Genomic DNA, 22227 nt, shown 5'->3' with positions numbered 1-22227 from the left:
AGTTATGCTATGATTTAAAAATATTGACAATGAGGAAGTGGCAATGGCTATCGAAAATCTAAAATTTACTGAAGATCAAAAAAAGTTTGTAACTGATGAAATCTCTCGTTTGAAGGGATTAGAGAATAGAAACCAAACTGAAGATTTAATTTTGTCACTTGTTAAAAGTATTGAATCAGGCTCACCAACAAAGCAGCAAATTAGTTCATTTGAACGTGTAATGAAAAATGAATTTAAAAAACATAAAGCACGTTTAGAATTAGAAAAAATTAAGGAAGATGAAAAAAAACTTTTAGCTAGTTTGAAAAAAGATGCTCAAGCTGCTCAAGTTAAAGATCGCAAAAAACGTGAACATAAATTAATTTCAATTGGTGCGCTTTTTGAAATAGTAGATTTCCCAACTGAAGATAAAGGAATTATTACTGGTGTTCTTTTAAAGGCTCTTGAATCATATAAATCCAATCCCCAACATTTTGACAGTTTAAAAATTGCTGGTGACAAATTTATTGCTGATCGGGAACAATCAAAAAAATCTAAATCAACTCTAGTTGATAATTCAGGCTCTACAAATTAAAGAATATTCAAACTGGTAAAAATATAATTTAATTTTTTTCAGTCGCAACCCTGCGGGATTGCTTTGTTAATCCCGCTTATAGGTAACATGGAAGTAGTTGCGGGTCTGCGGTCAGCTAGCCAAAATCACAGATTTTGTCTGCTTCGCTTGCCCCATTCAACAGTAATCAGAGAAGGGAGGATTTTTCAGATTTTTCAGTTCGCAAAGTAGACACTTTGCTCTGCTCTATCGTTTAGGATTCAATATCTTTTTTTGAAAATTCAAAATAAATTAAATCTTTTTTACCTAGCTCAACCATTATTGAATTATAAAAATTGACAGGTAAATTTATAAATTCCTGATGCTCCGACCATAGTGCTTGTTCACCTTTGAATAGATATTTATATCTTGGATTGCCAAGTTCTATACGCTCTTTTTCTTTTGCAATTACTTCCGATCTGATTGCATTAAGCATATCTACAATTTGAATTGCTTTAGGGTCAATTTGATATTCCCTAGAGCTTTTCCCATTAATCCAAAGTTGAGCATCACGGCTATTGTACTTAGTTTCTTCCGTGTGGACTACCTTGTAAAATTCAATTATTTGCTCTGGGCTATATAAACCATTTCTGAAGCATTCAATTTTGAATTGAGCATTATTCATTTTTTCAGTTCCTTAATATTCATTATATGATACGCAATGAACCGCATTTTTTTGAAGCATTAGAAATCTAAACATCAAAAAAATGCGGGTGACTATTACCCCTATTTATTTTCAAATAAGAGCCTTAAATATAATTGCCAATCTTTATATATTAATTTTGAATGCTTCATATTTTCCTCTGTAGTGAATTGACCCCCTTCAGGGGGTCAACTGTTTTATGCGTATGATGATGTATAGCAGCGTTTATAAACTTTTGTACCTGTCGGCAATAATTCAAAATCTAATACTGTTGCATTTGCAGACTGATGAATCACGATATAGTTATCCATGATCTTTTTTTTCATTGGCTCTTTGCTGGTAAATTCATTCGGTAAAGGCACAACATAACCTTGCATTGAACCTGTTGCATCATAAGCCTGTTTAAGTTCACGGATGACACAATATGCCCGGCTTTTCTCAATAACTTGATAGAAGTCTACATTTGTTTGCTCATATCCCCATGAGGTATATAAGATCGTCCCGATCTCTAACTGATCACGGAATTTTTTAATTCGGGCTTTTTGTTCTTCCTTGTTCTTGATGGCGTTTTGATGGCTCAAGTTGTCTGATTGAATATTTTGAGAAACAGCTTCTTTCATACGTTCAACTGTTTTAAATCTAGTGTAGATAAAAGGGGGTCGTTTGCGGGAGAGGGCGAAATCCTACGCTAAGGCTTTGGCCAACGATATTCTCCGGTAAGATTGATGTGTTCCCAGGGGATAGGAGAAGTCGCTTGATATCTAGTATGACGTCTGTCGCACCTGCTTGATCGCGGCCGCGATAGCTAGATCGCGTTGCTCCTCTTCTCCATCCGCGTTCCAAGCTGCGGAAAGGCACCCATAAGCGTACGCCTGGTCGAGCAGGCGACGCGGATCGACGTCCAGCGCACGAGAGAATGCGTCCGCCATCTGTGCAATGCGTCTAGGATCGAGACAAAGGTCGTCTCTGTCAGCCGGATCGTAGAACATATTGGCGGCGCCAAAGCCCACTTCACCGACCAGACCGACGGGATCTATCACCAGCCAGCCGCGACTGGAGAACATGATGTTTTCATGATGCAGATCGCCATGTAGCCCACGCAGTTCCGAGGCATTGCTCATCATTTGATCGGCTATAATCGCCGCGTGGACGTAGTCAGTTTGACAACCTGCGTTTTGATCATCGCGCGCCCGCTGAAACAAAGCTGCAAAGCGATCCCGGATCGGGAGAAGGGCAGAAGGCAGGGGTTCCTCAGATGCGGCATACAGCTTCGCCATTAGTTCCGCTGCAATTTCGGTCGCCTGGTAGTCGCCGTGCTCGGCAACGATGTGAGAGAGCATTCGCTCCCCGGCATATTCGAGCAACATCAGATTGTTCTCACGACCGAGCAACCGGACTGCTCCCCTCCCATTGCGCCATACCAGATAGTCGGCCCCGCGCAGTTCATCAGCAATGTCTTCTATAGGTTTCAATCCCTTGACGATTGCAGGAGTCCCGTCTGGCAATGAAACTTTCCAAACGAGGCTGGAAAAGGTGTCCGCAATGAGAACAGGTTGCGAAACGTGCCAATGAGCAGGAAAAACAGGCGGCATGAACATCAACCCCAAGTCAGAGGGTCCAATCGCAGATAGAAGGCAAGGCGTTCGCGGTCGGGGGCTTCGATCCCCAATACATTGAATAGGACAGCGAAGGCGCGCTCTGCTTCATCTGGCGCTGCCCAGTTCTCTTCGGCGTTAGCAATCATGAGTGCCAAATCGGCATAGCGATCTGCTGTTCCGAGCCGCCCAAGGTCGATCAGACCCGTGCATTGAAGAGTTTTAGGGTCCACCATGAAGTTCGGCATGCAGGGATCACCATGGCAAACAACCATATCGGTGCGCTCTTGGTCGAGCCGCACCGGTAGCTCTCGTTCGACACGAGCCAAAAGATCGAGCTGCGGCGTACTCTTGTCCTCGTCCGGTAAGAAGTCGGGATTGACGGCATTGCGGGACACCACATCAACGGCGCGTCCGAACATTCGCGACAGCCTGCGCTCAAACGGACATTGATCAACCGATAGGCTGTGAACAGCGCCAAGTTGCTGCCCCATTGACGGCCACGCTTTGAGCAAATCCGCTCCAGACAGATCAGCCGCCGGTACTCCCGGAATTGCCGTTATCACCAAGCATGCACCCTCCTGTTCCTCCTGCCAGTTGATCACCTCGGGGCAAGCCACACCTCGACCTTTGAGCCAAATGAGGCGGTCACGCTCTCCAGCGAGCTCACCGCGGCGGGAAGCAGGTGCGATTTTCGCGAAGGCATGCCCGTCACCACGTCGAAAAACAAAATCACCAGATTCTCCGCCTCTGACAGGCAACCAGTCAGAATGCGATTCACCAAAAAAAATATTAGTTCGATTCAATGGAGGTTCCTTCAGTTTTCTGATGAAGCGCTCTGTACACGACAAAAATAGATAACTCATTGAAATAATGTCACAATAATTGTTTTCTAACGACGAATACTATGACACATCTCAATGAGTTATATCTTATCTTAAACAAATCTCTAAAATGGAACAAGTCACATTTAAAGTGCTTTGCGCTCATCATGCTTGTGATTATTTTAAAGCAAACATGTAATCTTTCTTCTGCATCTAAAGCCTTGCCCATCAAGTGTTTACCACAATCATTTTATCGACGTATGCAGCGCTTCTTTGCAGGTCAGTATTTTGATTATCGTCAAATTTCTCAGTTGATTTTCAATATGTTTTCATTCGACCAAGTGCAACTGACTTTAGATAGAACCAATTGGAAATGGGGAAAACGAAATATTAATATCCTGATGCTCGCAATCGTTTATCGTGGAATAGCGATACCTATCCTTTGGACATTGCTTAATAAACGTGGAAATTCAGATACGAAAGAGCGTATTGCTTTGATTCAACGCTTTATAGCCATTTTTGGTAAAGACCGTATTGTGAATGTGTTCGCAGACAGAGAGTTTATCGGTGAGCAGTGGTTTACATGGTTAATTGAACAAGACATCAACTTCTGCATTCGTGTTAAAAAAACTTCATTGTCACCAATCATTTAGGAAAGAATCATAAAATTAGTGATTTATTTCGCCATCTTAAAGTTGGTCAAATTGAATGTCGTAAACGACGGATTTTGGTTGGTCGGGTGAAACTATATATAAGTGCACTACAGTTAGAAAATGGAGAGCTTTTACTCGTCGTTTCTCCTCAGTTTAATGCCAATGCTATTCAGGATTATGCATTACGCTGGGAAATTGAAACCTTATTCAGTTGTCTCAAAGGACGCGGGTTTAATCTTGAAAATACGCGCTTGACAGACCCTAGACGAGTGAAAAAATTGATTGCGGTGTTAGCTATAAGCTTCTGTTGGTGTTACTTAACGGGTGAATGGCAACATAATCAAAAAAAAGCGATAAAAATAAAGAAGCATGGACGACTCTCAATGAGTTTATTTCGCTATGGTTTAGACTATGTTCAAATGGCGATTCAGCGTTTAATTGGTTTTGGGAAAAAAGAAGAGTTTAAGGAAATTTTGGCAATTTTAAGAAAGCAGAATCCTGATAGGATAAGGGTTCTGTGAAATTTGTCGTGTACAGAGAAAATTTTATTAAAAAAACTTTCCCTTGGCTTATTTGATATCTGCATTAATCTTTTAAGACTTGCCTGTGGAATCATGATTTCATTTGTTTTTTTACACTTATTGGTAGATGGGTATAATCATAAATTATTAAATTTTACATTTTTTGGATTGTTAGCCCTTATAGAGGTAGTCGTATTTTCATATTTTAAAGATTATTTACTTTTCAAAAATACTAAAATTTAAAAAAGAGAAGCCTTTCATATTCAGAAAGGCTTTGTGAAATAGTGTTTTGGAAATGATTAAAATAAGAAGTAACGCTGCGCCATTGGTAACACTTCCGCAGGCTCACAAGTCAAATGCACACCATCTGCACGTACTTCATAAATCTCAGGGTCAACCTCCATTACAGGACAATAAGTATTTAACTTCATATCTGCTTTCGAGATATTACGCGTGGCTTTACAAGGACTAATCAACTTCTTTAAAGCCAATTGTTCATGTACGCCTTGCTCTATTGCCACTTGCGATAAAAAGGTAATGCAGGTGTTATGTACGCCACGAGGGTAAGCGCCAAACATCGGACGATAATGCACAGGCTGTGGCGTTGGAATTGAAGCATTAATATCACCCATCGGCGCAGCTGCAATCATTCCGCCTTTAATAATCATCGAGGGCTTAACACCAAAAAATGCAGGCTTCCATAAAACAATATCGGCTAATTTACCCACTTCAATCGAACCAACTTCATGGCTTAATCCATGGGTAATGGCAGGATTAATCGTATATTTAGCAATATAGCGCTTCACACGATTGTTATCGTGATTTTGATTATCACCTTCGAGTGGGCCGCGTTGCACTTTCATTTTATGTGCTGTCTGCCAAGTACGTAATATTACTTCACCCACACGCCCCATCGCTTGCGAGTCGGAAGACATCATGGCAATTGCGCCCATATCCTGCAAGATATCTTCTGCAGCAATAGTTTCACGGCGAATCCGACTTTCAGCAAAAGCAACATCTTCAGAAATTGCAGGGTCTAAATGGTGGCAAACCATCAACATATCTAAATGTTCATCAATGGTATTGACGGTATATGGACGTGTGGGATTGGTTGAAGATGGTAAAACATTGGGTTGACCAATTGCTTTTAAAATATCTGGTGCGTGACCACCGCCCGCACCCTCAGTATGGTAAGTGTGGATGGTCCGGTTATTAAATGCTGCTAAGGTTTCTTCTAGAAAGCCACTTTCATTTAGTGTGTCTGTGTGAATGGCAACTTGTACATCGTATTGATCCGCCACACTTAGACAGTTATCAATCGCGGCTGGCGTCGATCCCCAGTCTTCATGTAATTTTAAACCCACCACACCGGCTTTGATTTGTTCAGCGATTGGTTCTGGCTGACTCAAGTTGCCTTTACCTAACAGACCAATATTCATAGGTAAATCATCAATAGCTTGTAGCATGGTCGCAATATGCCATGGGCCTGGAGTTACTGTGGTTGCAGATGTTCCTGCGGCGGGGCCTGTACCACCACCAATCATTGTAGTTGTGCCTGACATTAGTGCTGTTTCAACTTGTTGTGGGCAAATCCAATGAATGTGAGTATCTATCCCTCCCGCCGTTAAGATTTGTCCTTCACCTGCGATGACTTCAGTTGCTGCACCTAAAGGAATTGTAATGTCAGGTTGAATATCAGGGTTACCTGCTTTACCTATTTTCCAGATACGACCATTTTTAAGTCCAACATCGGCTTTGACAATACCCCACCAATCGACAATTAAAGCATTGGTAATGACGGTATCAGCGACCTCATCAGACAATAATTGTGACTGTCCCATACCATCGCGAATGACCTTGCCACCGCCAAATTTAACTTCTTCACCATAAGTCGTGAGGTCTTGTTCAACTTGAATAAACAATTCTGTATCAGCTAAGCGAACTCTATCACCTACTGTAGGGCCAAACATTTCCGCATAAGCACGGCGAGACATTTTCATTAATATATTTCCTATTCTAGATTTTTTGGCTTTAGCAGCTTTTGCATCGGAATAAATTGAATACCCCATTTCTCCGTTAGCGCACCGACCACTTCAAATCCATATTTTTTATAAATATCGAGTGCATAATGACTTGAATTTATTGTGATTATATCGGGATCATTTTTAAGTATTTCTTGCTCTAAAAAGTCCCACATTTGTCGACCATAACCTTGACCGTGATATTCAGCTTTTAAGAAATAATGCATGACATGAGATGGAGCGATATACGCCAAATTCCCAACGATTTCTTCATTAATTTCTGCCACAAAATAATGAATAAGTGGTTGTTGGAAGATGTTTTTCAACATATCAGGTTTAAAGCGTTCACGTCCTTCTTCAGTCATGACAACATAATCGACAAAAGGTTCAATAACAGCAGCGATGGCTTCAACATCATCAACAGTTGCTGGGCGTATTTTCATTATTAACATTTAATTCTCTTATGCTTTTTCATGTACTTATTGAACTTATTACTAACAATAATTTAATTGTTCAACAAGACACTTGAGCATAAAAATAGTTAATCCAATTTACCCATAACACGCCCTGCAAACCCATACACCTCACGTTTACCTGCAAGTGCAACCAATTCGATATCTCGACTTTGGCCCGGTTCAAAACGAACTGCTGTTCCAGCAGCGATGTTGAGTCGATAGCCTCTAGCTTGCTCTCGATTAAATTGCAAAGCATCATTGGCTTCAGCAAAGTGAAAATGAGAACCGACTTGAATTGGTCGATCGCCTGCATTAGCAACACGCATTTTCAGTGTTTCTCGTCCGACATTCATTTCAATGTCTGAATCAGGCGTAATAATTTCACCAGGAATCATGGCTTACTCCTTATTTTTATTAGACAATGGGTTGATGAACTGTGACTAACTTTGAACCATCTGGAAAAGTAGCTTCGACCTGCACTTCTGCAATCATTTCCGCGACACCATCCATGACATCTTCACGACTTAACAAGGTTGTGCCGTAATGCATTAACTCGCTCACGGACATGCCATCGCGTGCGCCCTCAAGCAGTGCTGCTGAAATAAATGCAATTGATTCTGGATAATTCAATTTTAATCCACGCGCTTTACGACGCTCAGCAACAAGGCCTGCGGTAAAAATTAATAATTTATCTTTTTCAGTTGGATTAAGTTCCATAACAATTTCCTAATCTTCTAAAATGTAGAATGCAAAATGCGTGCAAATTCTTCTTTCGCTCTCGCACGTTTTGATTTTTAGTGTCCTAACCCAAAGGTAAAATGAACACTTAATCTATTAATCTTGCTAGACCTATCTACTTTCCAATGATGGCAAAACTTAAGTGCGCCAAATCCGTGGGAATTCTTCTGCTAGGTCATACCAATAGCGTCTTAAACGGGCACGGACTGCTGCAAAAGCATCATGGCATTCACGTACATCATCGCCTAAATAACGTGCACAAATCACATCATCTAACAGGGTTAAAGTCACCGCTAGATTCATCCGCATAATCAATTCACGGATTAATTCGATATGTTCAGCCAGTAATGTTGTTTGCCTTAAACGCGATGGTGCTACTGCCCAGAAACTTCCCATCACAGCATGTCCATTCATACCTAAACAGGATGTAAGCCACCGATCCTGCCCCTTAAAATTTAAACTATCTGCAACCAATAATTTGTCTGCACGATACAGCCTAAATTTGCTTTGGTATTGCCCTTGCTGAAAAATTTCACCATGTGCTTGTCGACCGATGACCAACATATCCCACCCAATAAAACTGGCCATTTCATCTAGATGAATATGTGTTTCAGAGTCTGCATTGGCACCATCAAAAAGCATGGTTTCTTGCGGTAACCATTCAAATGTCGCCTGTGCTGCGACATGTATATGAATATGCTGATAGGCTTGCTTGCCATTGGTTTTGTACCATTTTCCTGCACCGGGCGTGGTAACTAACGCATGCGCATTCGCCTCAACTTTCATATCAAAAGTCAGATGGTCTCCGCCAGCAATTCCTGCTGGTGGATGCACAATAATTGCATGGCAAATACCAGTTTTTTCAGGCCACAACATCTTCTGAACGCGTACAGGCCCATGATGCTTGCGATGCTGTAATACGGTTCGATTTGACTGTACTTGATAGGCAAAACCAAGTTCCAAACAGGCATACCACAGTTGGCTGTTATGCTGCTGTTGTGTCGATATAAATTTTGTTTCGCTTAATACCAGATCATTCATTTGCATCTCCCTATTATTTGAGATGAATGAGGCATCAAGCTAAACCAATTACAGCAACAATAGCTGTCAAAGCACCAATCATTTGCTTACCATAAGGCACATATTTTTGAATAAATGCGCCGACGAGCAAACCGAATACGTATATAGATGCCATCGCTGTAACCATACCAACGACCAGTAAAACTGCCTGACCGCTTTGGCCAAGTTCCGTACCATGTGCGATGCCATGAAAACCGGCCAAAAGTGCAGCAATAAAAGGAACGGCTTTATTGGTTTTGGTCCAAAGAGCAACAGCCAATACAATTAACGACGCAATAATGCCGTTTTCAGCAATTGCTGTTGCTAAGTTGAATTGTGCACCGATCATAAAACCGACAATCATTGCGGCAGATAAACCGAATAATCCGGCCCATTTCCAGCGCTGGTGTGCAGTCCAAATCAATACGCCAAATGCTAACGCCATCATTAGATGATCAAGCCCTGTAAATGGATGCACAAAACCGCTGATAAAACTATTATGGCTATGCTCATGGCCTGGATGCGCCATTGCTACCAAGGGAAAGAATGCCAACGATGTGAAGGTAATTCTTTGCAATAATAACTTCATAGTGGATGCCCCTTATGCTTTAAACAAACCTTGTTTCTCAATAAAGCTGATGATGTCATTTAAGCCATCTTTAGTTTTCATATTGGAAAATAGAAAAGGTTTTTCACCGCGCATACGTTTCGCGTCTTGATCCATCACATCTAAATTTGCTCCAACCATTGGTGCAAGGTCGGTTTTGTTTATGATTAACAAATCAGATTTGGTAATACCGGGGCCACCTTTACGCGGAATTTTCTCCCCACCCGCCACATCAATTACATACAGGGTTAAATCTGAAAGTTCCGGGCTAAATGTTGCTGCCAAATTATCACCGCCACTTTCAATAATGATCAGTTCAAGGCCATCAAATTTTTCGCACAGGTCATCAATAGCCGCTAGGTTAATGGAGGCGTCCTCACGAATTGCGGTATGCGGGCAACCACCTGTTTCTACACCAACAATACGCTCAGGTGACATAGCTTCATGGCGTGTTAAAAAGTTGGAATCTTCTTTGGTATAAATATCATTGGTCACCACCGCCATATTGTATTTTTCACGCAGTGCCTGACATAAATTTAAAGTAAGCGCTGTTTTACCTGAACCAACTGGACCGCCAATACCTACGCGTAATGGGCTACGTTCTGTCATGTGAAATGTCCTTTATTTTTAAGATCTAAATAATCGTGAATATTGTGTTTCGTGTGCCATACTGAGCATGGCGTAATTAGGTAAGGCGCTACTGAGTTCAGCATCTTGCAGTGCTAAAGCACGTTCAATTGCCTCTGGAATCAGCCCATGAACATGCCATAAAATCCGTTGTCCACTCATCTGTCCAAGTGGTACAGTTTTCACGGCAGCCAACACCTGATTTTCAAGTACGGTAAAGGTATAAGCAGTCAAAACCTCTGCAACATCAAGTTCGAGTTGCCCACAAAGATGCGCATAGATGGGTACGAAACCGATCTGCTTTTTTAATTTCACAGGCTTTTTCAGCACATCACGAATCCACGCATTTAATGAAAATGCCAATTGCTGTGATTCAGCCAATAACTCTTTGCTTTCTCGACTTGCTCTATATAACTGCGCCCAGTATTCAAACTGCTCAGGCTGATCAAAAGATATTATTAGGCGTTTCAAAACGGGCAGCTCAAACCGTACCAAAAGCATTTCAAGCACTTCTTCAAAATAAGTAATGCTCGAGGTTTCATCAAAAATTAAGCTCTGATCAATCGCACTTTCTACCCCTTGAGAATAACAGTACGCCCCAATTGGTAGTGCCGTTGAGGACAAAGTCAACAGACTTAAAAGCTGTGAAGCATTAGGTGTGAACATGATGCAAAGCCTTAATTGGGCTTAATCTGTGATCATGCTGATGCTGTGCATAAGCACCGCTTTCAGGCTCAAATGGATGCATGGTTTCATATACCGTTAAACCAAGTCCAATTATCATTTCAGCCAATACATGATCTGGCTCAAAATACAGCGCCGTTGGTGTGAGCATTAAAGGGACGTGACGATTACCTAAGTGATACGCTGCTTTTAATAAATCAAAGCTGCTTGGTGCTTCTACTTTCATGAGTTTTTCTGCTTTGGCATCGACACGCAGTACATCACCCTCTTGAGTTGCGATATATGAACCGTGCCTTAAAATGCCGGTACGGGGTAAATCTGCACCAACATCGTGCCCGTTAGCTAAAGTTGCACGAAAACGGCTCTTTTGTCGTGTATCAAATGTCAGTTCAACTATCTCAACATTTTCTTGTACGACATTACCCTCAAGTCTTTCCGTATAGATTTTCATAAATACCCAATCTCAATTTCTTTTATCGTGATTCGTGAACTAAATTGATGCTAAATTCAGCATTAAATGAATGATTTGCATTAAAATAATGCACTATTCATGCCAATCTTATTTTGCCAAGCGTTTTATTTTTGCCGTGTCTATCTAATTATTTTGAAATTTGCTTCGTGCAAGACATCTTAATTATTAAAAAATATGTGATTGCCGATAATTATTCAGATGGCCATAAAAAAATCCCCCCATCGATGGAGGATTGTAGAAATAGAATTTATGCCAATCTAGCTAAGCATTAATACACATCTCGTCGGTAGTGACCGGCCTTACGTAAGGCATTAATTTGTTTAGCACCTAAAATTTCTACTAAAGCATCATCAATACCTTGGGCCATATTTAAACTACCACAGAGATAATACAAAACACGAAGAAACCAGCCACATTCACATCAAATAAAATCAATAACTTAAAATAAAAATTCCAAATACACCCTATTTCCCACCCGCTTTGAGCCTCTCAAATTCATCAAAAACCGCCCACATTTATAACCACTTTCTTGATCTTTTTATAAAAATTAAAAGTTTTTTGTACTTCTTGATCTAAGTTAAAAAAATCAGGAGGGCGAATAAATGAAGCCTACAAAAGCAAATTCTCAGCTAGCCAATAAAAGACCGTTTTATACAAAGGAGGTCATGATCCGTCCTTACCCGCCTCTGTTCAAAATTTACCAAAGCTACGCTCAGATTTTAAATGCCTCGCAACTGCCAACACACTTTCAACATGACGTGAGCCTAATATCTGCTACTGCACCTGCTCCAGCTGAGTTATTCGCAACAGATAACTTTCTTCTTGTTTATATAGCACAACAACAAAATATTCGAATCAAAGCTCGAAGCATTGTAGAAGCTGATGTAGACCTCATTCAGGTTCAATATCAACTCAGCAACACACTCTTTAAGTTGATGACTGAGCTCAAGATCAATCCACAGGCTCTTAATCCCGATAAGCTACTTCATAACTTAAATCAGTCTCTATCGAAACAAGCAATTTACGATGTGAATCAAAAGCTTTATGACAAACCCAGATGCAGTCTTTCTCGAGACCTACTCGCTAAGTTAATCGATTGCAGTCGTAATCAGCTACTTTATCGCCAGAAGCAAATCAACGGCACTCACGACCTACGAATTCAAGCACTCAAAAATAAATGTAAAGCACTCACGAGCGTACAACCATGCGCATCACAATTTTGGAGTTTAGACCATGAAAATTGAAAACATCATTGAGCGAATGCTAGATCATGAATTTTTTGATCAGGACTATCAAAATGCTATCGCACAGCACTTAAAACCTACAGTCTTAATCCCTGAATTAAAACCCTTATTGAAAACAACAGTCAGCTTCGATGCAGACTCTAAGTTTGAACTCCCAACAAAACTACCTCTCCCCCCAAGTGTGTCTAAACATCCGATCTGTGCCTATCTCTATTCAGTAGATCAGCATGAATATCCTGTTATACAACGATGGGCTGTGCATAATTTACATGCAGCATGTATTCTTAAAGCAATTCCGAATCCGACTGAAAAGGATCACCAAACCACCATTATTAGAGTGTTTAATCGATTTAGATTAGCAAACGAAGCTTATGCCGCATCGCAACAAGGCAAACAATTGAATCGGTATCAGCAGGAATATTTGTGGTTATGGGAGCAATTGCCTAGCCATGAGATTACCTTGGCTGACTTCGTGAAGAGTTTACGGGAATTAGAAAACGACTCTAAACTCAATCGTTTTCAGTATCTATTACTGCTTGATATACGGCGATTCTATGATTATGTCTTAGCACTTAAACCCAAGAAACATTACTCAGCACCACCCAAGCACATCGATGAGCCAATTTATTTGGATGAACACAACGCCATTTTACACTGTCCATATGACATGCCTCAGAAACAGCATCCTGCTCTCTTTTATGAGGAATTACAGGATGAACAGCCAAATCAGCAATACTCACTCAATACAGCGCAGGTATCGCCTTTAGCAAGCCAATCGAGTTATTTGCAACATCAAGTGAGTAAACTGACACAACAGCATATCATTAGACAACAACATAATTTTAGCTGTAGTAAGCATTATCCAGATTTCAACAGCCTGAGCTTACTTGTAAAACATTGCCATCAAGTCTATTTGAATCATCCAGAAAAAAATAAAGCGTATCTTTTTATTCTACTCAGTTTCTTAAGCGGTGTTCCGATTGAGCAATGGCTGGAGTTACAGACAAATCAGCGCCGTGTCCTAAATAATCGACAGAAGCTCATTTTAGAAAACGACCAATATTTTTTACGTTCAAAATTCACGCTATTTGAGAACACTGACTTTAAATTTAAAGAACAGTTACTCAATCAAGTGACCTACTTCGACTTACCACTAATTAAAGAATTAGTAGATGGTCTAAAAAAATCTCCTGTTGTGAGCCAGGAGCAAGTCAATCAAGCATTAAAAAAATGCCGTCACGAACTGTTTATTCCGTCTTTATCAACTAAAAAAATAAGTGTTTTACTACATCATTGTATTTATAGACATACCAAGAACGAGCAACTCGCTGACATACTTACGGGTATTGATGCCAATCGATCGGTTTCTATTTCATATTGCTCATATCCAATCTACCGCTTACAGCAAAGTTATCAATCAACAATACAACAACTCTCAAATGCGTTAGCAAAAGAAATTCATGTCGTTGATGATGAACAATTAAGATTTGGTAGCGGCAAAGCTCCCAAAGCCCCGACAGTGACTGCTATATTTGCCTACTTACAACATCAGATCATTCAAGCCCGACACAGAAACCAAATGCTTGAGATGTTCAATCACTACAATATTTGGCTTTGGCACATTTTATTGCTATTCACTGCTGCTCGACCTGTAATTGGATTCCCAGGTTTCTTACGAAACTTTGATTTAAAACAAAAATGGCTTTGGGTTTCGGACAAAGAAATTCACACAAGAAATGAAGATGGACGCTTAATCCCATTATGTGATTTTGCAGTTCAAGAAGTCCGTCAATTTATTGGCTATTTAGGTGAATTCCAACAACTTCATCCAGAGCATCAATCACACATTCAAGAAATTTTAAGCAGTAAAAAGCCTCTGCTGAGTGTTTATCAACATGGAGAATGGCAAGCGCTTAGCCCTCATCTTATAAGCTCATTTACTCGTGTTATGGAGATCAACCACGCAAATTGGCTTAGGCATACAGCTCGTGCATATCTCACCGAAAAAGCAGATGAAAATTTAATTTTAGCCACGTTTGGGCATGAGCAAAACCAACAAGAAATCGGCCAAAAATTCTCAAGTCTGTCTCTTCAACAATATAGAGCCCTCGCTGATTACCTTAACGAGATGCAAAATTTTTACAGTATCGATGGAATGTATGAACATGCCTAAACAAACAAAGTATGCCCATGAACGCCGTGCGAACAACAGAGACCAAAAGCGAATTAAAGAGCGTATACAAATTCAAGCGATCATAGATGAGTTTCTGTCGTTCGAGCAATTACATCAAGCACAGCAGTCAGAAAGCATAACTACTGTCTATGACCAAGTTAACCAACACTTAGACCAACTAAAATGTAGTTTTTCTCTAAAAAAGGCATTTTATCAGCAGTTCCGTAAACGTATTATTCAATCTAATCGTGCCTATCATACTGATTTACCTTTACCCACCAAGCATCTCGTTTCTATTCAACGTACGCCGTTACTATTCAATGAGACTTGGCTAGAACAAACTAAATACATCTCACAGATCAAAGAAAAACTTTTAAGATATTGGTATACGGCGGATGACTTTACCATAGATGAAAGCATTGGAAATATACTGATCTGCGCAATTCTCTATGGTGGGATCTCTAATCTTTCGAGCCTAACAGCTTTGCTAGAACATTTAAAACAACAAGGTTCGATTGATCAGATCTCAAGAATACAAATCCCTCTGATCTTTCTAGAACCACAATCACCACATTATGGTGATTTATATGACCCTAAACGTCCCTTAAAAAAATCTAGAAATTTTGTACCCGATCGGCTAACACTGCTATGGATTACTAGGTTTAAAACACAAGCAATAGATATCCAACACGATTGTTACACTTATATCAATTGTATTTTTAATGCATTAGCACTTCCGTTTAATCCAAAACAATTCAAACAATTCTTACAGATGGCTAGTCATTCATGGATGCAACTAGATAGGGTTGATTTAAGCCCAGCACTAAGTCTTTGCTTATCAGAAGAGATTGAGACCTGCGGTTTAAGTCCAAGTGTTTTTAAACGTTATCTCACACCTCAGTTATCCAATTTCGATTTACAACAAACTGAAGAACCTCTACCTAAAACGCTAAATCCCGCAGAAAAAGAAGAAAAATCCTGCACAGATCACTCTCTAGATTCATCGATTGCATTGCATAAACAAATTTTAAAATTTTTTAGAAATAGTGATCAGACCGTAACAGATCTAAAAAATTGCTTACTCAACCAACATGCTCATCTTCCAGAAAATGCGAAGAGGCTCGGGCTGTGGTTATACAGCTTGTTTCATCCTACACGAGAAGATATTGAATATATTGCCGAGCTTTATCAGCTCGATCAAAGTAAGTACTCGCGTCATATAGCTCAACAGCAAAAAATTCGTCATAGCTCAATATATAGCTACTACACAAAACTCGCAGAGACTTGGTTATTGCACAGTACAGATTATCTAGAAGAGCTCAATCTCAACGATCATTTAGAAACGATTTATAGCCGTATGTTAAATGGCGTAGGTAAATCTAGATCACAAAAATTCGATCTTTTAAAACGATTCCATCAATTTCAACAGATGCTCTTTAACGCTGAATCGTTCCCTCTCAGCACTGAAGGACTACGTATTCACTCACCCAAAGCTGAGATTATTTCAGGAAAAACTTTTCAACATCTACTCAGTCAGCTTAGTCAATATAAAAACTCAAGCTATACCCCACATGATTTAGAAATGCTGAGTATCGTATATACGATAGCTTTTCGTACTGGCATGCGCATCAATGAAATACTCGGCATGCGAATCAAGGACGTGGAAGGTGTCAAAGCAAGTTCCATTTGGATACGTACATATCGTGCAAAGCATCAACAGCATTTTCTTAAAACGGATAGTGCTGAGCGCAATCTCAACGTTCAAATTTTACTTAGCGAAGAAGAGCATCTCCAATTTCAGAAATACTGCAAGGCACGCCGTATAGCCTATAACCCCAATCAATACCTATTCACGATGTGGAATAGTGCAGAACGTATTAGACCCTACATGGTCACCACACCTTTTCAAAAGACACTTGATTCAATTTTGCCAAATCATTGCTATACCTTCCATTCACTGCGACATAGTGCGACGAACAATCTAGCTATAATTTTGACTATGGACTACGAGTTTGTAAACGTCTTCACTGACTATTCACCTAGGCATTACAACTTGATTCGTAGTCAGCTCTTATCGTCTCAAACACCTCAAAATTGTTGGTATCTACTTGCCCACTTATTGGGCCATATTGATCCTACTGAAACCTTTAGGAGCTATTTGCATCTAGCTTATATAATGGCAGGTTATCAATTAAGAAAATTTGACCCATGTTTGGATCGAACCGTTATTCGAAAAATCTGTCCAAGCTTAAAATCATCTAAACACCAGCAAATAGCACTTAGCTATTACGATGAACAAATAGTACAAACAATAAAAATAAAACCTATAACAATGCCTGATGAATACATCAACACATCTAAGATTAAAGGGGATTTAGTTCAAGCAGAAGATAGCAATTTTTTCTATGGAACCAGTAAATCTAGTTATCCATTTTCTCTAGTCATAAAAATCCTCAAAGCCTTAGATCAATCATATACACCAGAGCTTCTTTCACAACAATATGATTTTCCAATTGAGACTCTGATGCCATGGCAACAGAATATACTTAGGCTCAAACAACTCAAAAACCGTAAAAATCGTCCGCGTTTCATCATTAATGCCGAAAAATCAGAGCGCGTACTTCCGCACATTGAAACTGCCGAAGACAAAAAACTTTTAGAATATTTTTTTAAACAGCTTAACCAGCATAGTTGTAATGATATCTATATATTAGATGCACTACATATTTTTGAAATGAAAGCCAATATTTCACATGCAGGATTAATTTTTAATGCTAATGATGTAAGACTAGCAAATCGATTTTTAAGGGGTATTTATTCTTTATTTCCAGAAAAATATTGGCATAAAGCGATATCACCTGACATTCCTCAGGAGAAGCTCATGGCAAGACTACATTCTAAACTCCCTTCTTGTCGTACGAACAGCAGTTTAAGTAACTCCTTTAAGTTGGAGCTGATATCTCAGAAAAATGGTAAATCACTCGGTATCTTTCGCTACTGCCTGTTGATTCTACTGATTTTATGTACGCAGTTGCCAGATCATAATTGATCTGGTTGATAACAGGAAAACTCATAAAAATCTTGAACCAATTTTTCATAAACATCAGAAAAATTGATTAACTGTTTTGGTTGCAAACCATAATGCTCAAAATAGCGAGCATCAATAAAGTAAGCCAAGCCGATATGCGTATTTAGATAAGTAGATACGCCAAGCTGCCTACAAAAATCAGGGTTATATTGTAGCTGTAACGCCGTATTTAGAATAATTTTTGACGTCACAATTTTAGCTACATTGCGAATATTCAGATGCCGAATACTTGGATGCATTGATGTCAAAACGCGACTCGAAGAATAATCCATCATGATCATTTGACCTTCTATTAATTTAAATTTTTATCAAGTAATGATTTAGTTGCTTCTCGTTTCGCAAGTTAACATCTAAACTATATCTATATTTATATAAAAACATGACCAAAACGTCAAGTTTTTATTGTCTATTTGGCGGTAATAATGACACTTGAATTAGACCCGAATGAATTTAAAATTCGATTGAAAGAAGTTAGAAAGATACGAAAGCTAACACAGCTAGAACTTGCTGAAAAAACGGGGATACCCGTAACTTCGATTGCGCATTTTGAGTCAGGCTCTCGTAAACCCTCTTTAGAAAATTTCTATAAGCTCATTGTCGTGCTTAATGTATCATCCGATTACATCTTGGGACGCTGTGAAAAAATGAGTACCTCAGCGATTGATCCTATTACTAATGCTTTACAGGACCTACCAGAGTTGGAGCGTAAAATGATTGAGAAATTCATTGTATCTTTGACGAATGAGAACATTAAACAGAATGATTAGATGTGTTATTAAATAAAAGTTCTGGAAATTAAAAAACCACATAATGTGGTTTTTTTGCATAGCAGCATAATGGCTATAAATACATAATGTATTCGCTATGAAGAAAGTCACCATCTATTTCATAGATGGTCATTACAATTCTGATTATCTCTCACCTCTACATTTTGTTTTGTAATTTCTATACCATTCTTCTATTTCTTCAGTATCAAAATAGACCGCTGCTTGGCGAGAAGCCCCTTCTTTCAAAAATCTTGGGAAAGTAGGATCATTTTCGATAATTTTGCGCAAGCAATCTCGGGTGACATTAAGCAACTCACAAACTTGATTGTATTTTAAGCGAAGAGGCTTCAGATTCTGATAACCAACAGGTATATCTAAATCATCATTTTTTTGAACAGTACGTACAATACTTCGACGAGTATGTGATGTAGGCGCTTTAAAATGATCCAACTGAGGATCCTCATTTAACAATAGAGAAACCATCCTAGCAAAAATGAACAATTCAAATCCCATCCGTTCAAAAACTCACAAAAGTCTCCACTTTTTTAAATTAATACTTAAGTAAAGACTCAATATAACCACTCCACCACTCCATGATTTCATATCGTTCTTCCAAGTGTGCCTCTTTATCATATGCTCCCTTGACCCCAGTTTTTAAATGAGCCAATGCTGATTCGATCACCTGCCATTTGTCACTATAGCGTTTATTCAAATTGGAGGATGCAATATGTCTAAATCCATGTGGATTTTGTTTTCCTCGATAACCTAATCGATTCAATGCCGCATTAAATGTTAAATTCGAAATTGGCTTATTAATGCTATCGCGACTTGGGAATAAGTATTCACTTTCAGGTGAAATTTTCTTTAGCTCCATCAATAATTTAATGACATGCTTGGACAAAGGAATCCCATGTTCGATACCTTTTTTCATTATATTTGAGGGACGTATCCACACCGCCTCATCAAAATCAAATTGCTCCCATTTCGCCTGTCGCAATTCCCCTGGACGAGGAAACATATGTATTAAAAGTTCTAAGCCTATTGCAATCGGTCTGGATGAGGAATTTCGAATTAATGAAATCATTTCTGGAAGCTGTTGAATAGCTACATGCTTCATACTTTGAGATTCCCCTTTCGCTAAATAATCACCAATCCCTTCCAATGGATTATATAAAATACCTTTTTTAAATTTTGCTAAACCATAAGCACCTGAGCAACATGAAATAAGCTTTTCAATTCTGTTATAAATTCCTTCATTCATTTGCTTGTTAGTAAAAAACTCCAACCATTCTGCTGGTGTAATTGATTTATATGGTCGATGTCCAAAGACAGGAATTAAATGTCGTTCAACCGATTGTTTTTCCTTTTTATAAGTATCAGCAGCCCAAGTCTGCTTTTTTCGCTCTAACCACTCATAAATAAGATGCGAGAATAAAGCCTTTTCCTCCTCAAGCTGAATTTTCTTAATCTCAACCTGTGTTTGAATTAGTATTTCACCTAGCGTCATGGCCTCTGCTTTTTCACGTGCTTGCGCATAACTTACAGATGGATAACTACCTAATCCTATCCATGCCCATTTTCCTTGATCATTCTTATATCGATATTGCCAATGTTTTTTGCCATTCGGTTTAACCCTACAATACAAACCTGGAATATCAGTAGGCTCACGATATTCTTTCGCTTTGGGTTTAAGTGTTTTATAAATTTCTTCAACACTTTTTTTTCGGCGAACCTTTGTATTCTGCGATACAGATCTTAGACGAATATCATCGTGAGTATTAACATCAAAAACATTCATAACTTATGGAATCTCCAGTAATTTTTTCCTTGGTGTATCCCTGAGTTATATTTTAAATTTAGGATACAAACAAGGATACACAGAGCGTGTTCCCATACGAAGTTATATAAGTTTAAACAAAGCAATAAAAAACCCTTAACTCTATTAGAATTAAGGGTTTAGATCTTATATAAAGCTATATAAATATAAAATTTGGTGGGCCCAGACAGACTTGAACTGTCGACCAACGGATTATGAGTCCGCTGCTCTAACCAACTGAGCTATAGGCCCTATATGCTGAAAACTTTATTTATCAATAAGTTCAGGCGTCATGAATACTAGCTAAGATTTTTTGGAAAGACAAGTGCTTTTATAACTGCTTGAACATTTAGGCAGCAATCATGGGCGACTTGTCTTAGTCAAAATTCAGTTACTTAAGACTTCAGTATAGGAGGCATATAGAAAAATGAGATACATGCTGCATCATTTAAGACAAATGAGCCTGTCATCTTGAATTTAATCCGGTCTACTAAGGGTAAAACTGATAGATTTAAGGTCTTAGTATATCTATAAGGTATTAAAATTCTTTATTGCTCAGGCAGCACTGTTAAAGGAATAGCCTTGAGCTCAAGAAGATAGAATGACTAGAATTCAGACTTCATTTCTTCGTCTTTATGTAAGTAAATCCTGCTTAATTTCGATCAAAGACCATACAATTATAAGCGCAAAAATCAATAAGGAGACTACGAAGGCTGTCATGTACGTCATACTTTTCAATCTCAGAGTAGAAAGAATAAGAAAATAGAAAAGACCTGTATCAGTCTTCTTCTTCGACAAAAGTCTAATAACTAAAGTGTGCTCTGGATAGTCATTTTTTCATCATTTTAAGACTTTTTTTGTATCTACTAATATTTTTAAGATATTAATATTATTTTATTTATATATATTAACTCTTAATCTTGCAGCTTAAAAAGATGAATAAATCATAGATTTTTACATTATTCGCTGATTTTATTGGAAAGCCTATTGACTGTATGGGCGAACAAGATGAAATTATGCAGTTCTCTACATACAGCTTTTACTTATCTGTGCTTATGCTAAATAAATTCCTTGGCGAATCTGCATTTAAACTTGCAGGTTGGCAATATCATGTCGAACCAGATGTGCTTGAAGATAAACAGGTTATTATTGGATTTGAACATACCTCAATGATGGATGCGGTACTGTCAATTGCTCTGTTCCAGATTTACGACCTCAAGGTTCATACCTTAATCAAAAAAGAATTATTTAAAGGACCTTTCAAACCGCTATTAAACGCTGTTGGTGGTATTCCGGTTGACCGCAAGGCCAGTAAAGATATCGTGACCCAGATGGTGGAACATTTTCAGAACAATGAAAAGTTCAATCTGGTCATTGCTCCCGAAGCGACACGAGCCAAACAGGGTGAAGCACGCAAACCGATCCGTACCGGTTTCTGGCATATTGCCAAGGCTGCCAATGTACCGATCGTGTTGTTATACGCCAATTCCAGAACCAAGCAAGGTGGCATTCTTGGCAAGATCTATCCGACAGACCTTGCGCATGACCTGGCTTTGATCAAACAACTGTATAAAGATAAGGTTGGTCTGGATATCGTTATACCAGAGTAAGCTTTTTAAAAGAAAAGCACGGACATAATCAGCGATTT

23 protein-coding genes and 1 tRNA gene are annotated in these 22227 nt (G+C 39.0%); 7 read left to right on the top strand and 17 right to left on the bottom strand.

The features are described from left to right. Window positions 1–43 precede the first annotated feature (43 nt). A complete protein-coding gene (locus ACO1B7_RS12600) occupies window positions 44–574 on the top strand; it encodes a conjugal transfer protein TraD (RefSeq protein WP_000963725.1) in 531 nt (176 codons plus the stop codon). A gap of 232 nt (window positions 575–806) precedes the next feature. Here the strand turns inward: ACO1B7_RS12600 and ACO1B7_RS12595 are convergent, their stop codons facing one another. From ACO1B7_RS12595 to aph(3'')-Ib, 4 genes are all read right to left on the bottom strand, one after another. Continuing rightward, window positions 807–1217, bottom strand: coding sequence for a hypothetical protein (locus ACO1B7_RS12595; protein ID WP_001057867.1), 411 nt, complete (start codon window positions 1215–1217; stop codon window positions 807–809). A 215-nt stretch (window positions 1218–1432) separates the two neighbouring features. Further along, entirely contained in the window at window positions 1433–1855 is a 423-nt protein-coding gene (locus tag ACO1B7_RS12590; RefSeq protein ID WP_000656635.1) for a hypothetical protein, read from the bottom strand. 141 nt (window positions 1856–1996) lie between these two features. Next, window positions 1997–2833 (bottom strand): aminoglycoside O-phosphotransferase APH(6)-Id, encoded by an 837-nt coding sequence (locus tag ACO1B7_RS12585; protein ID WP_000480968.1) that lies wholly within the window; start codon window positions 2831–2833, stop codon window positions 1997–1999. After that, a complete protein-coding gene (gene aph(3'')-Ib, locus ACO1B7_RS12580; protein ID WP_001082319.1) occupies window positions 2833–3636 on the bottom strand; it encodes an aminoglycoside O-phosphotransferase APH(3'')-Ib in 804 nt (267 codons plus the stop codon). The genes ACO1B7_RS12585 and aph(3'')-Ib overlap by 1 nt, the downstream gene beginning before the upstream one ends. A 101-nt stretch (window positions 3637–3737) precedes the next feature. On the opposite strand from aph(3'')-Ib, the gene ACO1B7_RS12575 reads away from it, so the two are divergent. Continuing rightward, window positions 3738–4828, top strand: a protein-coding gene (locus ACO1B7_RS12575; protein ID WP_085940648.1) for an IS4-like element ISAba1 family transposase whose coding sequence is annotated in 2 segments (ribosomal slippage) — window positions 3738–4278 and window positions 4278–4828 — 1092 coding nt in all. Because the reading frame shifts where the segments join, the coding sequence is not laid out codon by codon here. 299 nt (window positions 4829–5127) lie between these two features. On the opposite strand, the gene ureC is transcribed toward ACO1B7_RS12575, so the two are convergent. The 9 genes from ureC to ureE form a co-directional block, all read right to left on the bottom strand. Next, window positions 5128–6828: an urease subunit alpha gene (gene ureC / locus ACO1B7_RS12570; protein ID WP_004778074.1), complete on the bottom strand. Its 1701-nt coding sequence runs from the start codon at window positions 6826–6828 to the stop codon at window positions 5128–5130. An 11-nt stretch (window positions 6829–6839) separates the two neighbouring features. Continuing rightward, the gene (locus tag ACO1B7_RS12565; protein ID WP_108563965.1) at window positions 6840–7301 is read right to left on the bottom strand and encodes a GNAT family N-acetyltransferase; all 462 of its coding nucleotides are present in this window, start codon (window positions 7299–7301) and stop codon (window positions 6840–6842) included. Window positions 7302–7390: 89 nt separating this feature from the next. Then, on the bottom strand, window positions 7391–7699 hold the full coding sequence (locus ACO1B7_RS12560) for an urease subunit beta (RefSeq protein ID WP_004778077.1): 309 nt from the start codon (window positions 7697–7699) through the stop codon (window positions 7391–7393). 19 nt (window positions 7700–7718) lie between these two features. Then, window positions 7719–8021, bottom strand: a complete 303-nt coding sequence (ureA, locus tag ACO1B7_RS12555; RefSeq protein ID WP_004778079.1) for an urease subunit gamma — start codon at window positions 8019–8021, stop codon at window positions 7719–7721. Between the two features lie 159 nt (window positions 8022–8180). Next, window positions 8181–9083 carry an urease accessory protein UreD gene (locus ACO1B7_RS12550; protein WP_423090225.1) on the bottom strand — a complete coding sequence of 301 codons (903 nt, stop codon included), beginning with the start codon at window positions 9081–9083 and terminating at the stop codon, window positions 8181–8183. Window positions 9084–9117: 34 nt separating this feature from the next. Then, on the bottom strand, window positions 9118–9690 hold the full coding sequence (locus tag ACO1B7_RS12545) for a HupE/UreJ family protein (RefSeq protein WP_004778083.1): 573 nt from the start codon (window positions 9688–9690) through the stop codon (window positions 9118–9120). Window positions 9691–9702: 12 nt separating this feature from the next. Beyond that, window positions 9703–10317, bottom strand: a complete 615-nt coding sequence (ureG, locus tag ACO1B7_RS12540; protein WP_004778085.1) for an urease accessory protein UreG — start codon at window positions 10315–10317, stop codon at window positions 9703–9705. A gap of 18 nt (window positions 10318–10335) precedes the next feature. Beyond that, window positions 10336–11001 (bottom strand): urease accessory protein UreF, encoded by a 666-nt coding sequence (locus ACO1B7_RS12535; RefSeq protein ID WP_004778087.1) that lies wholly within the window; start codon window positions 10999–11001, stop codon window positions 10336–10338. Further along, complete coding sequence (ureE, locus tag ACO1B7_RS12530) at window positions 10988–11470, bottom strand: urease accessory protein UreE (RefSeq protein ID WP_129717168.1); 483 nt, start codon at window positions 11468–11470, stop codon at window positions 10988–10990. The genes ACO1B7_RS12535 and ureE overlap by 14 nt, the downstream gene beginning before the upstream one ends. Before the next feature lie 623 nt (window positions 11471–12093). Here ureE and ACO1B7_RS12525 point away from each other — a divergent pair. Genes ACO1B7_RS12525 through ACO1B7_RS12515 form a run of 3 tightly spaced genes read left to right on the top strand, consistent with a single transcriptional unit; the run spans window position 12094 to window position 17957 of the window. Then, entirely contained in the window at window positions 12094–12735 is a 642-nt protein-coding gene (locus tag ACO1B7_RS12525; protein WP_005265722.1) for a hypothetical protein, read from the top strand. Then, on the top strand, window positions 12725–14908 hold the full coding sequence (locus tag ACO1B7_RS12520; protein ID WP_044113116.1) for a hypothetical protein: 2184 nt from the start codon (window positions 12725–12727) through the stop codon (window positions 14906–14908). The genes ACO1B7_RS12525 and ACO1B7_RS12520 overlap by 11 nt, the downstream gene beginning before the upstream one ends. Continuing rightward, window positions 14901–17957 (top strand): site-specific integrase, encoded by a 3057-nt coding sequence (locus ACO1B7_RS12515; protein ID WP_044113118.1) that lies wholly within the window; start codon window positions 14901–14903, stop codon window positions 17955–17957. The genes ACO1B7_RS12520 and ACO1B7_RS12515 overlap by 8 nt, the downstream gene beginning before the upstream one ends. On the opposite strand, the gene ACO1B7_RS12510 is transcribed toward ACO1B7_RS12515, so the two are convergent. After that, window positions 17948–18271, bottom strand: coding sequence for a hypothetical protein (locus tag ACO1B7_RS12510; RefSeq protein WP_052431342.1), 324 nt, complete (start codon window positions 18269–18271; stop codon window positions 17948–17950). The two genes, ACO1B7_RS12515 and ACO1B7_RS12510, sit on opposite strands and share 10 nt — an antisense overlap. A gap of 147 nt (window positions 18272–18418) precedes the next feature. On the opposite strand from ACO1B7_RS12510, the gene ACO1B7_RS12505 reads away from it, so the two are divergent. Next, window positions 18419–18763 (top strand): helix-turn-helix domain-containing protein, encoded by a 345-nt coding sequence (locus ACO1B7_RS12505; RefSeq protein ID WP_000171483.1) that lies wholly within the window; start codon window positions 18419–18421, stop codon window positions 18761–18763. A 144-nt stretch (window positions 18764–18907) separates the two neighbouring features. Here ACO1B7_RS12505 and ACO1B7_RS12500 read toward each other — a convergent pair whose 3' ends face one another. From ACO1B7_RS12500 to ACO1B7_RS12490, 3 genes are all read right to left on the bottom strand, one after another. Further along, a complete protein-coding gene (locus ACO1B7_RS12500) occupies window positions 18908–19213 on the bottom strand; it encodes a helix-turn-helix transcriptional regulator (RefSeq protein WP_228738653.1) in 306 nt (101 codons plus the stop codon). Between the two features lie 100 nt (window positions 19214–19313). Beyond that, the gene (locus ACO1B7_RS12495) at window positions 19314–20561 is read right to left on the bottom strand and encodes a tyrosine-type recombinase/integrase (RefSeq protein WP_129717164.1); all 1248 of its coding nucleotides are present in this window, start codon (window positions 20559–20561) and stop codon (window positions 19314–19316) included. 193 nt (window positions 20562–20754) lie between these two features. Further along, window positions 20755–20831 (bottom strand) — tRNA-Ile (locus ACO1B7_RS12490). Between the two features lie 803 nt (window positions 20832–21634). Here ACO1B7_RS12490 and ACO1B7_RS12485 point away from each other — a divergent pair. Further along, the gene (locus tag ACO1B7_RS12485) at window positions 21635–22189 is read left to right on the top strand and encodes a 1-acyl-sn-glycerol-3-phosphate acyltransferase (protein WP_026056524.1); all 555 of its coding nucleotides are present in this window, start codon (window positions 21635–21637) and stop codon (window positions 22187–22189) included. Window positions 22190–22227: the final 38 nt, after the last annotated feature.

The organism is Acinetobacter lwoffii (genome assembly GCF_049367455.1).
In the GTDB taxonomy this organism is placed as follows: Bacteria; Pseudomonadota; Gammaproteobacteria; order Pseudomonadales; family Moraxellaceae; genus Acinetobacter; species Acinetobacter lwoffii_W.
The sequence above is the reverse complement of the archived record's forward strand: the minus strand, read 5'-3'. Positions and strand labels throughout refer to the sequence as shown.

Excerpts from the sequence above, each read along its gene's own strand:
- ACO1B7_RS12585 (WP_000480968.1), bottom strand. The coding sequence starts at position 2,833 with ATGTTCATGCCGCCTGTTTTTCCTGCTCATTGGCACGTTTCGCAACCT.
- ACO1B7_RS12525 (WP_005265722.1), top strand. The coding sequence starts at position 12,094 with ATGAAGCCTACAAAAGCAAATTCTCAGCTAGCCAATAAAAGACCGTTT.
- ACO1B7_RS12485 (WP_026056524.1), top strand. The coding sequence starts at position 21,635 with ATGCTAAATAAATTCCTTGGCGAATCTGCATTTAAACTTGCAGGTTGG.
- ACO1B7_RS12505 (WP_000171483.1), top strand. The coding sequence starts at position 18,419 with ATGACACTTGAATTAGACCCGAATGAATTTAAAATTCGATTGAAAGAA.
- ACO1B7_RS12600 (WP_000963725.1), top strand. The coding sequence starts at position 44 with ATGGCTATCGAAAATCTAAAATTTACTGAAGATCAAAAAAAGTTTGTA.
- ureG (WP_004778085.1), bottom strand. The coding sequence starts at position 10,317 with ATGACAGAACGTAGCCCATTACGCGTAGGTATTGGCGGTCCAGTTGGT.
- ACO1B7_RS12495 (WP_129717164.1), bottom strand. The coding sequence starts at position 20,561 with ATGAATGTTTTTGATGTTAATACTCACGATGATATTCGTCTAAGATCT.
- ureE (WP_129717168.1), bottom strand. The coding sequence starts at position 11,470 with ATGAAAATCTATACGGAAAGACTTGAGGGTAATGTCGTACAAGAAAAT.
- ACO1B7_RS12550 (WP_423090225.1), bottom strand. The coding sequence starts at position 9,083 with ATGAATGATCTGGTATTAAGCGAAACAAAATTTATATCGACACAACAG.
- ACO1B7_RS12590 (WP_000656635.1), bottom strand. The coding sequence starts at position 1,855 with ATGAAAGAAGCTGTTTCTCAAAATATTCAATCAGACAACTTGAGCCAT.
- ACO1B7_RS12510 (WP_052431342.1), bottom strand. The coding sequence starts at position 18,271 with ATGATGGATTATTCTTCGAGTCGCGTTTTGACATCAATGCATCCAAGT.
- ureA (WP_004778079.1), bottom strand. The coding sequence starts at position 8,021 with ATGGAACTTAATCCAACTGAAAAAGATAAATTATTAATTTTTACCGCA.
- ACO1B7_RS12560 (WP_004778077.1), bottom strand. The coding sequence starts at position 7,699 with ATGATTCCTGGTGAAATTATTACGCCTGATTCAGACATTGAAATGAAT.
- ACO1B7_RS12595 (WP_001057867.1), bottom strand. The coding sequence starts at position 1,217 with ATGAATAATGCTCAATTCAAAATTGAATGCTTCAGAAATGGTTTATAT.
- ACO1B7_RS12520 (WP_044113116.1), top strand. The coding sequence starts at position 12,725 with ATGAAAATTGAAAACATCATTGAGCGAATGCTAGATCATGAATTTTTT.
- ACO1B7_RS12565 (WP_108563965.1), bottom strand. The coding sequence starts at position 7,301 with ATGTTAATAATGAAAATACGCCCAGCAACTGTTGATGATGTTGAAGCC.
- ureC (WP_004778074.1), bottom strand. The coding sequence starts at position 6,828 with ATGAAAATGTCTCGCCGTGCTTATGCGGAAATGTTTGGCCCTACAGTA.
- ACO1B7_RS12545 (WP_004778083.1), bottom strand. The coding sequence starts at position 9,690 with ATGAAGTTATTATTGCAAAGAATTACCTTCACATCGTTGGCATTCTTT.
- ACO1B7_RS12515 (WP_044113118.1), top strand. The coding sequence starts at position 14,901 with ATGCCTAAACAAACAAAGTATGCCCATGAACGCCGTGCGAACAACAGA.
- ACO1B7_RS12535 (WP_004778087.1), bottom strand. The coding sequence starts at position 11,001 with ATGTTCACACCTAATGCTTCACAGCTTTTAAGTCTGTTGACTTTGTCC.